The following is a 14499-nucleotide window of genomic DNA, read 5'->3' as shown; positions in this document are numbered from 1 at the left end:
ATGAAAATAGGAGAGCAAGGTTAAAGCAATTCTTCAACCGACACCAGGTACAACAAATTGCCTTCACTGAACAGCACACGATTCTCTCGAAAATCTTGTGTTAGCGGTACAAGCGGATCGGCTTTTTCATTCAGAAAACGGATACTGTGCCCTGCGGACAAGCTCCCCGGTTTTTCATTTTTCTTGAGAATATAGGTTCCGCTTTTTCCGTAACCGCCCTCAAACAAAAAGTGATATCCATCTGTACAAAACCCCGAAGAGCCAGAAATCTCAGGATTCATAAAGGTGACATTGGGCTGCGCGAGTCCGCCTGAAATGCAGCCCAGCAAAAAGTCCGTATAATAATAAAACCAAACCTCCTCTTCATTAACTGCATTCAACGCATAACAATCGGCAATATCCGACACTTGATCTTCATATAATTTGTTGCCATGCTCATCCCAAGCCAGAAGGCCCTGCGTGCCGATCGGCTTACCCCAACCATTGTTTCCGAACACGCCTTCGTCGAAGTAACTGGTCCAGATGGTCCATTTCTCAGTCACCTGCACACTCTGAATACCATCTCCAAGCAGAAATTCTCGAATCGTATTTCCTTTAAAGTCACATACTTTAGCGTTCAGATCATACTTGCCTACACCATAATAAGAACAGCGCGCTCCGACTAACAGTAGATGTTTATGAAGCGGCTGGACAAAATGATAATTGAAATGCTGATCCCCAATCACCACTTCATCAATATAATTTTCGTCTACGAGTAATACCTTGTAGGTATACGTTTTCTTAAGAACCGTTGGGACGAACATGCCTCGTTCCCGCACTGGGATTTGGTTAATGAGCAAGACATACATACAGCCATCTGAACCAATTTGCACCGAGACGATCTCGAAACCCTCCGTATACGCAGAAATATCGGCAAAAGGTTGAAGCGCCACCGCTTTAATAAACATGCAGGGTTCCCCGTGAATCTACCACCTTATGTCCATTAAATCTGAACATGAAATCGTATTCTTGTATATAAACTATTCCTAGCATATCTGTAAAAGTTACACGCAAGACTTGTCTAACTTCCTCGCTCTTGATGTCGTGCTGAACTCCTGGTACTACAATAAAAAACAAACTAGTATTATTGGGCTGGATAAAAAAAGAGGACATGTCTTTACTATTTCCTTTTGAAATTGAAATACCATCCTTATATTCACCAAACGACTCAATCATAACCTGTACTGCTGGACCAAAACGAAGACATGCCGTTATATTTTTCAATAGAAACTGACAAAAAAGTATCCCAACATTATAATTGTATAATATATCCTATAGCGGCACTGACCAGGAGGACGGCATGCAATTTCAACCAGTGTATTATGATGGGAAATTATTTCTACCGGAGATCGAATTAAATATGACATCGAACCAATCGATTGGCATTATAACGGACTTGAAGCGAAAGCAGTTTTTAATGAATCAATTAGTGGAGCATTCCCACTATTATATATTTCGAGCTCAACAAAACGAGTATATGCGTTTAACGGTGGAAGAGCTCATCGCTTTTCTAATCAAAGTAACGGAGAGGAATGACCGTGTCGCTTCGTTAATGGATTATTTCGATTTAAAAGAAGAACGGAAGGTAAGAATCAAGGATCTCAGCTCATCGAAAAGGATGTATGTGACATTGCTGCGTGTCTTTTTTGCGCATCAGCCTACTCTTGTACTGGAGGAACCCTATTTTTACTTGGAAGAGCAAGATCGTCGTCAATTTAAACGGATTTTAGATGACCTTTCGAAAGAAAAACAGATTTTAATTTTAACTTCGAATTTAGAGGATGCCCTTATTTCCTGTGATGAAATTTATCGATTGAACGAGTTCGGATTTCATCAATTGGATATTCGGGACTCAGAAGAGAATAAGCAGGAAGTGCAGGAACAAGATCGAGCCAATATAACCCTGCAGAAGATTTCTACTAAAAGAAATGATAAAGTGATTTTATTTAATCCTCCTGAAATCGATTTTATAGAAAGTATAAATGGTTCGGTCCTTGTTCATGTGGGTGGACAAAATTATGACTGTGCTTTGACGCTAACCGAGCTCGAGAAGAGATTGTTAAATTTCGGGTTTTATAGGTGCCATCGATCATACATCGTTAATCTGCAAAAAGTTAGAGAGATTATTACATGGACGAAGAATAGCTACAGCTTGCGATTAAATACAGATAAAGATGCCGTGGTTCCGTTATCTCGTTCAAAATTGCATGAATTAAAAGCACTCCTTAACATTTAATTTCCGGAGTAATGCTGAACCAATCAAGCATTTGATGATACCATTCAGGCGATAACAGCTACATTTCGGCGGGTTTTGATGGCTGCAAGCATGTAATCTATATATATTTAAGTCATCAATTCTAAGGAAGTGGTATTTGTGGATGTTATACAAGTAGAACGTATTCGAAAGAGATTTGGAAATAAGGATGCGTTAGCAGATGTGTCTTTTTCAATTCCGAAAGGTGAAATTTTTGGTTTCCTGGGTCCAAGTGGTTCAGGAAAAACAACATTAATCAAGATTTTAACGGCGCAGTTAAATCCGACAAGTGGACAGGCAAGTGTATTCAACCAGCCAGCGGAGATGATGCAGCAGTCTGAACAGAAGATGCGCTTTGGCATTTTGACGGATAACAGTGGTCTATATGAGAGATTATCAATTGAAGAGAATCTGGAGCTGTATCGCAAGTTATATGATCTTCCTAGATCTTCGATCGATAAGGTGCTGCAGTTTGTAAATTTAAGCGGAGAGCGCAAAAAGAAAGTCATTCTCTTATCGAGAGGGATGCGTCAGCGTGTCATGTTGGCATGCGCGATTATCCATGAGCCAGAATTATTATTTTTAGATGAACCTACTTCGGCTTTAGATCCAGTAAACTCAGCACATATTTATAAAGGATTACGCTATTTAAATGAGAATGGAACAACGATTTTTTTAACTACACATGATATGGCTGAGGCAGAATTGATATGTAACCGTGTAGCGATTCTGTATCAAGGACAAATTCAAACAATCGGCTCACCAAGGGAACTAAAAAAACAGCATCGGGAAAACGTAGTTTGTGTTGACTTAATTAATGGGGAAGCATACGAGCTCCCGATCTGTGAGGAAACAGCTGATCAAATAGCTGATTGGATGAAACGAGGGTTCATTGATCGAATAGAAACGAAAGAGCCAAGTCTGGGTGATATCTTTATTAAAATGACAGGAAGTGAGTTACTATGAGTATCTCATTAAATCGTGTCCGGGCGATATTTGTGAAGGATTATAAAGAGTTTTCACGCAATTATGCGGTCTCCATTATGTTGATTTTCCCAATTATTCTCGCACTTCTTTTTCGGGAGGCAGGTTCGTCTTTGCCTGGAGCCAGCGGTTTTCTTTTTAATACTTCGTTTGTAATACTAACATGTTTCGCACAAGCATGTTTGATTGCGGAAGAAAAGGAGCGTAACACTTTACGGTCGTTAATGATGACTCCGGCCACGGCCATGGATGTCCTAATCGGTAAAAGTTCTTTAGTCTTTGTAATGTCTGCTGTTGTTCTGACTATTGCTACGTTTATATTTGGCTATGTGCCAGCTAGTATATGGGCGTTTGTGCCAACAATCATTCTTTCGATTATTCTCTATACAGCAGCCGGGACGATATGTGGTTTATTCTCCAAGACGTTGCTTGAAGCATCATTATCTATACTTCCTGTGGCGTTCGTATTCATGGGGGCACCTTGGGGAGCGTTACTGGTGAAGGATTATCCGGTCTTCAAAGTGCTGGATTACATGCCAAGCAGTCAGCTTATGCATTTGCTAGATATAAGCAATTCAGGCTTTACGACAGGAGATTTATTAAAACCCCTCCTCATTACTTTTGTATGGACGGTTGTATTAACCATTGTGTCTGTTGTTTTGTATCGACGACGGTTAAAGGATGAGTAGGAAAAAATTACAAAAGAACGGCTGCACCTACTTCGTCTTTTATTCCAAATCTTGCTATTTTTATAGAGTTTGATTATACTCTAGCCACTATAGAATCGCGTATTTCTACCGAGGAGGGACCAATTCCGATGAATTTAGCCGTCAAGTTGATGCAAAAATTCAAAGACCGCGATACCCAGAATAAGCTGAAAGTCTATCAGGACAAAGTGGAGCTCATCAGGAAACGGAATTTGGAAGCATGGGACGATGGGCAGCTTCAAGCGGAATCCCTCCGGCTGCAAAAAGAAGCAAAATCGGGTACGCCTTTGGATGAGCTGCTTGTCGATGCTTATGCGTTAGTCTGCGAGGCAGCGAAGAGAAAGCTCGGATTACAGCCTTACGATGTCCAGATCATGGCTGCCATCGCTCTGCACGAGAGAGTTGTGATCGAGCAGCATACCGGTGAAGGAAAAACACTCTCTGCTGTTATGCCTGCTTATCTAAATGCGCTGACCGGCGAAGGCGTTCATGTGCTGACTTTTAACGATTATTTGGCAAATCGAGATGCGGAGTGGATGGGCCCGATCTATCGTTTCCTTGGGTTAACAGTAAACTCGGTTCAAGCGGGTTTGAGCCTGTTTGAGAAACGGGAAGCGTACGCCAAGGATATAACTTATGTTACGGCTAAAGAGGCGGGATTCGATTATTTGCGCGACACGATCGCACTAAACGAAGCCGATACCGTGCATCGTCCTTTCCACTACGTCATCGTCGACGAAGCGGATTCACTGCTTCTCGACGAAGCGCGGGTGCCGCTAGTCATCACCGACGAGTCGGGCTCTTCCAGCGACGATCGCATTCGTTTCGCAGAAGTGGCTCGGCAGCTTGAGCAAGCAGAGCATTACGACTTCGATGAGTTCCAGCGGAACGTGTACTTGAATGAAGCAGGCTCAGCGAAAGCGGAGACACTGCTGGGATGCGGCAATCTGTACGATAGCCATAACAGTCATTTGTTAACGTCATTGAATTGCGCGCTGCATGTGGAATCGTTATTAAAAAAAGACGTTGATTACATCGTCCGGGACGGTAAAATCGAGCTGATCGAAGAATATACCGGACGCGTGGCGGAGAACAGGTATTTGCCGGACGGGCTGCAAGCCGCGCTTGCGGCCAAAGAAGGACTGCAGTCGAAAGCTGGCGGGAAAATTCTCGGGATGATCACCCTTCAACACTTCATTAGTCTGTATCCGAAGATTTGCGGAATGACGGCCACCGCGCACGTTTCCGCAATGGAATTCGAAGATATTTATGCGCTGCAGGTCGTGCAAATTCCGCCGAACCGGCCAAAAATACGGATCGACCATCCGCACCGGATTTATACCCATAAAGAAGCCAAACTTAAGGCGCTTGTACAAGAAATCTTGTCCGTCCATACAACGGGACGTCCGATTCTCGTCGGTACGTCAAGCGTCGAGGAGTCATACACGCTGGCGGAGGAGCTAGAGGTTGCCGGCGTACCTTGCCATGTTCTGAATGCGAAGAACGACGCAAAAGAAGCAGAGATCATCGCCAAAGCGGGCGAAATCGGCGCCGTGACGGTGTCTACGAATATGGCGGGACGCGGCGTCGACATTCGGCTCGGCGGCGGTGACCTCGCGCAAGCAGAAGCTGTCGCCAAGCTGGGTGGGTTGTATGTGATTGGTACACATGTAAACGAAAGCGTTCGGATCGACGACCAGCTGCGCGGGCGTTCTGGCCGCCAAGGTGACCCGGGCGCTTCCGTATTTTTCGTAAGCTTGGAGGACGAGTTGATGCTTCAGTTCGGCATCAATAAAGCGATTCGCGCTCCTAGACAGGATGAGGCTCTCGAAGAGTCGGTGCTCCGCAGCAAAATTACGCATATTCAGCGCGTTATTATGGGCCAAAACTTCCATATCCGCCAGGAACTGAACAGTTATTCGGATATGGTGGAGGATCAGAGGCGAATTTTATACGCGGATAGACTCGGAATTTTGAAAGGCGAGAAGCCGATGAGCCCTTCGGAGCAGCGGGTACGGCTTTTTTATATCGACGAGTTCTGGGCTGACCATCTTGCATACGTTTCTTACATTCGCGAAGGCATCCACTTGGAGAGCCTTGTCAGCGGCAATCCGATCGACGAATTTCATGCACAAATCACCCAAGCATACGAGCAAATTCCAGCTAAAATAAATAGCGAGTCAGCGAATATGCTTGTAAGGCTCGGAGGTTCGAATGATCCGGCGAAGTGGGAAGAGTTCGGTCTGAAGAGCCCTACTTCCACTCGAACTTATATAATCAACGATCAATACCTCCAGAATAAGCGCGGCTCATGGTCCGCAATGACTGTATTTGCTTTTGGGATTCGCAAGATTTTGAGGCCGATATTCAAACTATCAGAATTTTGATGCAGCGTAGCTTTTTAAATGGTGATCGCTGTCGCCCATTTGCTGTACGAAATAATGGCTACTTCTCGACAATATCTGAATACCCACTCGACGATTACAACACTTGACTAATTTTAACAAAGCTATTTATCTGCTACCTTGTCCGCTTGGATTTCTTAATATTAAATCAGAATACTAAACTGATCTCGCCGCCAAAGCTTTGGCGGCTTTTTTGCATCCATTTTGAGAGGAGCACTTCATATGCCCACGGCAACAGCAACACGCAAACGGTTGACTTCCGCCGTAATCACCTTAAATCTCCATTTTGTTGACTCCATGTTGAATGAATACTTTTGGCTGTTGAGTTGTTGACTTGGCTTGATCGATTCCATGTAGCACCCCACCCATAAAGGCTGGCAACCGCTTCAAGAACGGGAACTTTCGGCCTTCTTTGTTTGCATTCATGGCGCTAAACGATGTGTGAAAGCCCAAAGAGTGGCACGCGACCCACACCCAATCCGGGATTCCCTGAAAATGTTTACATAACATGGACGTTGAATCCGCGTTAGACCACCTCATTATCTAACATCTTAATACTAAAACATAAGTTAGAATTTTTGTTCTCTTGCCCCTTCAACAATCTCATAGTAAAATCTAGTAATAGATGATTACACATATTGTTAAAAAAGTGAGGGGCTAATATGTCGCAAAGTAAGAAACCTATTAAAGTAACGGAATCGGTGGATAAACCAATTGTTACTCCACCTGTTAAGAGGAAATAACCAATGAATCCAAATAAAACAAGTAGGCCATACGGCGAAGAGCGGTCTGTTGATAAGCCTACAATTTCACCGCCACCTCCAAAAAAGTAATTACTTTTTCTTTTTACCACGTGGGGGAAATATCTCTTCTGCTTCAGTCCCCCAATGCCTTTTTAGAGCCTCCACAGCAATTTCAACATTAAAGATTTTGACATACGACCCAGATTTCATATCATAAAATTGACCTTCAATCGGAATCTTATTATCCTCAATAAATTCAGCATTCAAATCAGATAAATGTTTAATATACAGGTGGCGTTCGGGCTCAAAAGGTCGGGACGCTTTTTCAATACATCCATAAATAACTGGTCCTTCCTTTTTATCAATTCTGCCTACCTCAACAATTTGCACTTCGTTCATTAAAAAAATTTCGTCCCATACCGAAGTATTTTTCGACAATTTTGCTAGGCCGCGACTAGAACGAACTTTATTAACGAGCCTCCCAAAGACCTGAAAATGCATCCACCTGCACCAAACATAGCCGATAAGAAAACTGATTATCGTACTAGCTGCCATATATGCTATCAAATAACTAATGCTGTCTGATGCATCTTGTAATTGTCTTAATGTCCATATCTTTTTAAATGTAGCTATGATATCTGAAAAAGGATAGAATTCGTTATAGATAACTAACCAATTCAGCACAAAAATACTTGTGGTCGATACAGGAAACCACAAAAGTATTGTTATCGCTGTGAATTCAGCTGGTGTATGCTTCACAACTGGATTAACACCAAAATACTGTACCCAAATGTATAACATTAATCCTGGCAAAAGAAAGATTATCGTCCCAATTATATTGTCCACTGAGCCACCCCATTCTATTTCAAACATTTTTTATCTAATAATATACAATAATAGACCAAATGCAGGAAATTACTATATTGCAATCGAATTATGTAGAAATAAGTTGAATAAACTTTTCGGAAAAGGATGACCTCATTTTGATTATCCCAATTATCAATCGCGAAGCTGGCGATAAAAATAAAGGTTCTAGACTACAAAAACTCCGCGCTATTTATCACATATTGGAAAATATGTCTGATTCCAAAAATGTCGCTATTTATGCCGCTACGGAATTATACGATGATGTTTATCTTAAGAAAATTAAAACAGACGGGACAAGTAACATCACTATTGAGGGAGACAAGAACTACAATCCCGATAGTTCATTTACCCTTCATTCCGAAGAAGTTAAAAATTCCATTATTATTCTGATTGACTGTTGGATGGAAAACCGTATGAGTGACAGTATTCTTTTTTGCTTTTACACAAACGCCAAGTACGGAAAAGAGAAGACTCTGCCAGGAACCCCACATAATACACTTCCTAAAAAGGCTATTCTGAAGCAACTAAAAGAGAATGATTTTAGCGACTCTACATTACTGCCATACATTAAAAAAGTCATCCTTGAGTATTATGAACAAGCTTACAAAAAGCATTTTAAAAAGACAGGGAACACCGGTTATTTAGAATCTATCAAAAAATGGTCAGACAAGATGTGGAAAGACTTCTTAAATCGAATTGATTGGCAATTCGAGAGAGAAAATCATATGGATTTGGAGAAAATTCTACTTACAAAAATCCAAACGTGCAACCCTTTCCCCTCTTCGGATATAAGTGGGAACGAGCAAAGTATTCTTGCTTTACTTGTAGATGAACTGGATAAAAGACAAGATCATACCGATTTTCTTGCTCGACTATTACAAAAAGCCGAAGTAGAAAATGCTTATCTGAAAGCAATAAGATATGTAAAGAAGAAACGGGACCCCGTTCATCAGTTGTGGGGGAAAATACCTTCACCTGTTGACAAGCGTGGATTACCTGGAAAAATAGAATCAATATGCGCAGATTACGACCCAGATGATGTAGAAATCCTTGCAAGAAGATCGTGTGAAGCGGCAAGCGAGTTGGAAGAATTAACGACAGAAGAAAGCAGTACCTATAAATATCGAGTTTATATGGCTTGCAAGGAAATCATTAAGAAAATCGTTCGAAAGAACACAAATGAACCGATTACCTCTGAAATCATTGATGAGTGGATTGAAGAACTGGTTACACATACAAACGGTACGTTTATTGAACGAAGTAAAGATTATCAATATGGATTGACGAACAGGGAGAGTTTAAAGAACACGGTATTGTATTTAATTGATTTATGCTACTTAGCATTTGACGAAGGTGAGAAAAATGGAACCGCAAACGGATAATATAAAAAAACGAATCATGTTCAGTAAAGACGATGATTTTAACTTTATCTCATATAACATCTTAGTGTTCTTGCAGACACTCGGCTTTTGCCAAGAAACCAACAGGTTTCAAGACATCACAAAACTAGCTTATATCGGACCTTTTATTTCTGATGGGGACTTGTTGGATATCCTGGTACGATATCAAACCGGAGAAATCCCCAATCTTGACGAGCGCAATGTCCTTAGTGAGGTTTATATCAAGAACCGCTTACGAGTGAAGTGGATATATGCCATTCTATTCGCATTAGAGCGACAAGGTATCGTCCAATTACAAAAGAACGAAAAGCGGAATTGCATTGACGTTTGGCTCGTATCAAATTGGTTATCAGAAAATGATAATCAATCCTTATTTCTATATGAAGCCCAGAACGCATTACAATTGAAATCCATTGAACCAAAAATAAGGATACTAAGAAACGAAAAGCTCTTAGATAAATTCTTTAAGTCCAAAGGAGTTACCATATGGGAGGTATAGCATTTAAACGAGTCATTTATTCTGGCGATAAATACCACTACACTTCGCCCGAACTAAAAGTGGGCATCAATATTCTTGAAGGCAAGAATGGAACTGGCAAGTCCACGTTCAGTGAGCTGATTTGTTTTGGGTTAGGCATATACTCATATCAATTCGACCCCAAAGAATCTTCAACTCACAAAGAAATTATGGAAGATACGAACAATTACGTACTCTTGGAGATATGGTTAAGCGGTCAGCTCTTCAAAGTGAAACGGTTTTTTAGAAACAATAGCATCATTGTTGAAGACACCAATGGAAATGTTGAAGTACTTCCGATATATAGACGAGAAGGTAAAACCATCTTTTCTGACTGGCTTCTGTCTAAGTTGGGTATTGAAGTTGTAGAAATTTATCAAGGCTCAAAGAAATTCAAAATTAGTATATCAGACTTATTCCGACTTATTCATTATGACCAGGAGTCATTGCCAAGAAGGATATATAAGGAACATCGAAATGACGGGAACTTTATCGCAGACTCCTTGTATATTCGGAAGGTGATATTTGAACTCTTAACCGGTTATCAATTCTCAGAATATTATCATGACCTTGGCGAGCTATATAAGCTTGAACGTGAAAGGGATGCTGCAAAAACTGTAGTTGATAATTATGAAAATATTGTTGTGCAAATGGGTTTTGAAATCCTCCTGAACAAGGAATTAAATCAAACCCAACTTGAAGAGAATCGATACCAATTGGATAAGATATTATCGTACAAAGAAGGATTAAAATCTGGTAGCTACGACTCTACAAAATTGCATCAAGACATTAAAAATATCAGAAGGCAACTCTTCGATATAGAAAGCGAACGCAGCAGATGGATCGCGAAGCGTAGAAAGCTTATTGTTGAGCGTAAGAACCTTCACCGATTGCAAGAGGATACGATACTAGAAGTGACTCAAATCACAAAAATCATTGCTGCCCATAATAAACTCAACCTATTTCAGCCAAACACTTGTCCTTGTTGTCTTCGAAATGTTGATAGACAGAAAAACGAATGTATTTGTGGAGCTGAATTAGATAATTATCAGTATGAACGATTTTTCTATACGTCTGACGAATATACCGATATCTTGAACTCGAAAAATAAGTCACTTGATACGATTAAAATAGCTATTTCTTCGTGTGAAAGAGAAAAAACATCTGTTGAAGAAGAATTAAGAGCGCTTGAAGAACGTTCCTTGAAACTTGAAACGCAACTTCAAACCATTGAAAATGAAATCAAGATATATACAAATGACGTTGAAATGACAAGGGTTAATGATTCTATTCTTGAAATTCAAAGCAAGATAAAGCAATACGAACAACAGCTTGTAGTTTCTTCAAAATACGCAACGCTAGTAAGTGATTGGAAAGGAAAATCCGGCAAATACGATAAGTTAAAAGAAAAAGTAGAAGGTATGGAGCGACAATTAAAGAAAACGGTCAAAGAATCCATACGAAGCTTTAACACCATCTACAATAAATTACTAATCGATTCTTCATCAGATATCACAAGGGCTGAAATTACCGATAATGATTACCTACCTATCATAAATGACGGAGAATATAAACAGGCGAGTTCAAATGTCCCTAAACGATTCATGTATTTCTTGACGTTACTTAAAATGTCGATTGCAAATAAAAAAATGCCGTTCCCAAGATTTTTACTTATCGATACTCCTGAAAATCTGGGAATTGATAATGAAAATTTAGAGAAGGTTATTTCCTCCCTCACACCAACTCCTACAGATGACGGGACAAATGACCATTTGGATTTCCAAGTCATATTAACGACCGGTATTGGAAAGTATCCAAAAGAGTACAAGGAATTTGTTTTCGATACTTTGACGTATGATAATCGGTTATTGAAAATCAAAAAATAACAATTAAAACGATACGCCTATAAATCCATCAATGAACTGTGACACACAAGAAGGACAATTTGAAAAAAATAACCCTCTTATGAGTCACAGTTCAAGTACTGTTGTTGCGTCTTTCAATCAACACAATAATTTTTAAAAGATAATCACTAAGCACTGTTTCCATTATTCAAATCAAGCATACACAAGAGGATATCCTTCCTCTACCTGAATCACAATGTTTTTATTCTCTTAATACACCAACGTGTTATAAATACCTCTCACCCATATCTCAACTTCGTGATTGCTTTCTACTGCTTCTTGTCCCTGAAAAGATTATATTGAAATGATACCGTTGTAACATAAGTAGTATTACGTATGATACTTTTCACCCCAATCTTTTTACACACCTTAAGACGATTAATATCACAATCTTTTCAATTTGCTGACTCTCAATTGACCTTTCTTGCAATCATTGTATTACTGTTACTGCTAAACCATAATGTCCGCCAGTTGACGGCGTAAGTTGTCCTGATGGTGACGGACAAGCTGTCCACGCTAGATGAAGAAAAAGGGAGAATCAAGATAGTTCTCCCTGGATGACGCGCTTGATCATATGATCGTCGATGATCCGATGTTTGTTCTGTGAGCCGTAGATGAGAGCGTGCGTGCAAACCTTGTTGACTAATCGAGCAGATCCACTTGAGAACCGGTAGATGTCGTCGATCGCACTGTCTGTGAAGATGTCATGCTCCTCCCCAGCGAACGTCATGTGGCGACGAATATAATCACCGGTTTGAGCGCGGTCGTAATGCGGTAGCTTGCATTGCAGGTCGATACGCTGCCGAATGGCTGCATAAGCCTGTAAATTCAAGCGATCCCAAAGTTCACTTTGCCCGACAAGGATGAGCGCCATCGGACTCTGCGCATCCATCTTGAAATTAAGTAGGAAGCGTACTTCCTCGAGCATCTCGCGATCCAGCAGATGAGCCTCGTCGACGACGACCACCGGTTGCAACCGATGAATGCCCCGCATGAGTTCAATTTCTCGATGCAGCTGCCGCTTGGCGTCGCCGCGGTAGAACTTGGACTCACAGCCAAGCTGCTCGAGCAGCCCCTTGTAAAAGTGCCTCGGCGTCAGCTTGGAATCTGACAAGTAGAGCACCTTGTACTTGGCTGGGTCAAGCACTTCAGTGAAACGGCGAATCGTCGTCGTCTTTCCTGTGCCGCAGTCCCCCGTGACAACCGCGAACCACTGACGCTGAGCAGCGTACTGGAGACGCCCTAACGTCTCATCCAGAATGACCGACTCGTACAGTTCGCTCGTCGGCACGTCTCGTGAGAATGGCGAGCGGGCTAGACCGTAAAAGGACTCAAACATGATTATCCTCCTTGCTGACGCGGCGGTAAGCCACGGCCGGCGCCTGCTGTACCCTGCGATCTCGGTTTTGTTCTTCTGCCGCTGCTAAGAGCCTTGATGCACCGGCCGGCAATGGACCTAGATGCTCGGGCAGTGGCGGCCGCTTACCGGCGCGTTCGCCGATGACGAGTTCTCGCACTCGCCACGGTACATGGCCCTCGTACTCGATGGACAATTCTGAGATGTCCGCCGGGTCAAACACCACATCGACCGTACAGCCAATGAACGGCAGCCCGACCTCATACTTGCGATCCATGAAGCTGATGCAACCGGATTTATCCACTTTACGCGTTTCGCAGTGCAGAAAGGCATTCGCAAGCTCGTCCGGGTCTACGAACCGCAGGGCCTTCTTGTCGCTGCGGTAGACCGTTTCCGGACTGCGCTTATTCTCGAGCGCAGAATGCGGCTTGTTCTGATAGCACTCCGACAGCCACACCCCAAACAGCTCATTGAGCCGCTCGAGCGTCTTGGGCTTCTCCAGCGCTGCCTCGCTCAGGAACGCGTCAACCACCCGGTTGAACCGTTCGACCTAGCCTCTGGCGAGTAAGGCTTCGCAAACAGCAGTCGAATACCTAGTTTCGAGCAAGCACGCGTCATCCATTTGGTTCGGTATTGCTTGCCATTGTCGAAGTAGACCGATTCGGGCACGCCGAACTTCTGAATGGCATGGCGGAAACAGTCCTCGACGATGGTCTTATCCATGACCGGATAGAATGCGCCGTGCAGCACAAACCGCGTCGCGTCGTCGATGAACGTCACCAGGAACACTTGCTTCATGGTGCCGCTCGGACCGAGGGGTAAGTAGGGACCGTACTTGAGATCTGAATGCCACAGACGATTACGATGTCGTTGCTGGAAGCGTCTTGCGGCAACACCCGATTCAGCGTACATGCGCATATGGCGCGTGCTGTAACCTCGCTGAGCCAGCCTCTCTTGCAGGGTGCTGCGCTTGATTTCTCCAGGCGGTATGCGACCTTCCCACTCGAGAATCTGAATGAGCTGCGCAACGCTCCGGCTAGGGACTTCGCGACGGAGCAAAATGGCCTGCTCCAGCACCTCCTGCGGAATGGTCGCCTCGGAAGGCTGGCGCCCTTTGCCTTTAGGCTTTAATCCGCCGAATCCCTCCTCGTGGTACTTCGCCAGATACCGACGCAGCGTTCGCTCGGATAGTCCGGTCTGCTCACAAATCCGCCGCTTGATCTCTCGGGCTTTGGCCGGGTCGAGCCCTTCTGCGAAGAGCGGCGACAACAGCTGCACACGCTCGGAGGCGATGGACTCGGCTTTCTTTTGATCTTTCATTT

Annotated in this window: 12 protein-coding genes and 1 pseudogene; 7 read left to right on the top strand and 6 right to left on the bottom strand. The window is 42.8% G+C overall.

Annotated elements, in window-relative coordinates:
* Nucleotides 1–20: 20 nt before the first annotated feature.
* Together AC1TPC_RS15735 and AC1TPC_RS15730 are read right to left on the bottom strand one after the other, a co-directional pair.
* A complete protein-coding gene (locus AC1TPC_RS15735) occupies nucleotides 21–947 on the bottom strand; it encodes a hypothetical protein (RefSeq protein ID WP_482067771.1) in 927 nt (308 codons plus the stop codon).
* Nucleotides 937–1215 carry a hypothetical protein gene (locus tag AC1TPC_RS15730; RefSeq protein ID WP_482067770.1) on the bottom strand — a complete coding sequence of 93 codons (279 nt, stop codon included), beginning with the start codon at nucleotides 1213–1215 and terminating at the stop codon, nucleotides 937–939. Before AC1TPC_RS15730 ends, AC1TPC_RS15735 begins: the two co-directional genes overlap by 11 nt.
* 124 nt (nucleotides 1216–1339) lie before the next feature.
* On the opposite strand from AC1TPC_RS15730, the gene AC1TPC_RS15725 reads away from it, so the two are divergent.
* The 4 genes from AC1TPC_RS15725 (at nucleotide 1340) to AC1TPC_RS15710 (ending at nucleotide 6371) form a co-directional block, all read left to right on the top strand.
* Nucleotides 1340–2275 (top strand): LytTR family DNA-binding domain-containing protein, encoded by a 936-nt coding sequence (locus AC1TPC_RS15725; RefSeq protein WP_482067769.1) that lies wholly within the window; start codon nucleotides 1340–1342, stop codon nucleotides 2273–2275.
* A gap of 138 nt (nucleotides 2276–2413) precedes the next feature.
* Complete coding sequence (locus AC1TPC_RS15720; RefSeq protein WP_482067768.1) at nucleotides 2414–3259, top strand: ABC transporter ATP-binding protein; 846 nt, start codon at nucleotides 2414–2416, stop codon at nucleotides 3257–3259.
* Nucleotides 3256–3966, top strand: a complete 711-nt coding sequence (locus AC1TPC_RS15715; protein WP_482067767.1) for an ABC transporter permease — start codon at nucleotides 3256–3258, stop codon at nucleotides 3964–3966. The genes AC1TPC_RS15720 and AC1TPC_RS15715 overlap by 4 nt, the downstream gene beginning before the upstream one ends.
* 128 nt (nucleotides 3967–4094) lie before the next feature.
* Nucleotides 4095–6371, top strand: a complete 2277-nt coding sequence (locus AC1TPC_RS15710; RefSeq protein ID WP_482067766.1) for a preprotein translocase subunit SecA — start codon at nucleotides 4095–4097, stop codon at nucleotides 6369–6371.
* A 236-nt stretch (nucleotides 6372–6607) separates the two neighbouring features.
* On the opposite strand, the gene AC1TPC_RS15705 is transcribed toward AC1TPC_RS15710, so the two are convergent.
* Together AC1TPC_RS15705 and AC1TPC_RS15700 are read right to left on the bottom strand one after the other, a co-directional pair.
* Complete coding sequence (locus AC1TPC_RS15705; RefSeq protein ID WP_482067765.1) at nucleotides 6608–6742, bottom strand: hypothetical protein; 135 nt, start codon at nucleotides 6740–6742, stop codon at nucleotides 6608–6610.
* 480 nt (nucleotides 6743–7222) lie between these two features.
* A complete protein-coding gene (locus AC1TPC_RS15700; RefSeq protein ID WP_482067764.1) occupies nucleotides 7223–7978 on the bottom strand; it encodes a hypothetical protein in 756 nt (251 codons plus the stop codon).
* Nucleotides 7979–8115: 137 nt separating this feature from the next.
* On the opposite strand from AC1TPC_RS15700, the gene AC1TPC_RS15695 reads away from it, so the two are divergent.
* From AC1TPC_RS15695 to AC1TPC_RS15685, 3 genes are read left to right on the top strand one after another with little or no spacing between them, the layout of a single operon-like run.
* Nucleotides 8116–9381, top strand: coding sequence for a hypothetical protein (locus tag AC1TPC_RS15695; protein ID WP_482067763.1), 1266 nt, complete (start codon nucleotides 8116–8118; stop codon nucleotides 9379–9381).
* Complete coding sequence (locus tag AC1TPC_RS15690; RefSeq protein WP_482067762.1) at nucleotides 9362–9898, top strand: hypothetical protein; 537 nt, start codon at nucleotides 9362–9364, stop codon at nucleotides 9896–9898. The genes AC1TPC_RS15695 and AC1TPC_RS15690 overlap by 20 nt, the downstream gene beginning before the upstream one ends.
* Entirely contained in the window at nucleotides 9886–11802 is a 1917-nt protein-coding gene (locus AC1TPC_RS15685; protein WP_482067761.1) for a hypothetical protein, read from the top strand. Before AC1TPC_RS15690 ends, AC1TPC_RS15685 begins: the two co-directional genes overlap by 13 nt.
* A gap of 556 nt (nucleotides 11803–12358) precedes the next feature.
* Here AC1TPC_RS15685 and AC1TPC_RS15680 read toward each other — a convergent pair.
* Both AC1TPC_RS15680 and AC1TPC_RS15675 read right to left on the bottom strand, forming a co-directional pair.
* Nucleotides 12359–13159, bottom strand: a complete 801-nt coding sequence (locus AC1TPC_RS15680; RefSeq protein WP_482067760.1) for an ExeA family protein — start codon at nucleotides 13157–13159, stop codon at nucleotides 12359–12361.
* Nucleotides 13152–14497 (bottom strand): annotated as a pseudogene (locus tag AC1TPC_RS15675) (DDE-type integrase/transposase/recombinase). Before AC1TPC_RS15675 ends, AC1TPC_RS15680 begins: the two are co-directional and overlap by 8 nt.
* Between the last annotated feature and the right edge of the window lie 2 nt (nucleotides 14498–14499).

The organism is Paenibacillus sp. Y280, from assembly GCF_056786335.1.
This window is presented reverse-complemented; position numbering and strand designations above follow the sequence as displayed.

Excerpts from the sequence above, each read along its gene's own strand:
- AC1TPC_RS15680 (WP_482067760.1), bottom strand. The coding sequence starts at position 13,159 with ATGTTTGAGTCCTTTTACGGTCTAGCCCGCTCGCCATTCTCACGAGAC.
- AC1TPC_RS15725 (WP_482067769.1), top strand. The coding sequence starts at position 1,340 with ATGCAATTTCAACCAGTGTATTATGATGGGAAATTATTTCTACCGGAG.
- AC1TPC_RS15715 (WP_482067767.1), top strand. The coding sequence starts at position 3,256 with ATGAGTATCTCATTAAATCGTGTCCGGGCGATATTTGTGAAGGATTAT.
- AC1TPC_RS15730 (WP_482067770.1), bottom strand. The coding sequence starts at position 1,215 with ATGATTGAGTCGTTTGGTGAATATAAGGATGGTATTTCAATTTCAAAA.
- AC1TPC_RS15735 (WP_482067771.1), bottom strand. The coding sequence starts at position 947 with ATGTTTATTAAAGCGGTGGCGCTTCAACCTTTTGCCGATATTTCTGCG.
- AC1TPC_RS15685 (WP_482067761.1), top strand. The coding sequence starts at position 9,886 with ATGGGAGGTATAGCATTTAAACGAGTCATTTATTCTGGCGATAAATAC.
- AC1TPC_RS15710 (WP_482067766.1), top strand. The coding sequence starts at position 4,095 with ATGAATTTAGCCGTCAAGTTGATGCAAAAATTCAAAGACCGCGATACC.
- AC1TPC_RS15705 (WP_482067765.1), bottom strand. The coding sequence starts at position 6,742 with ATGGAATCGATCAAGCCAAGTCAACAACTCAACAGCCAAAAGTATTCA.
- AC1TPC_RS15690 (WP_482067762.1), top strand. The coding sequence starts at position 9,362 with ATGGAACCGCAAACGGATAATATAAAAAAACGAATCATGTTCAGTAAA.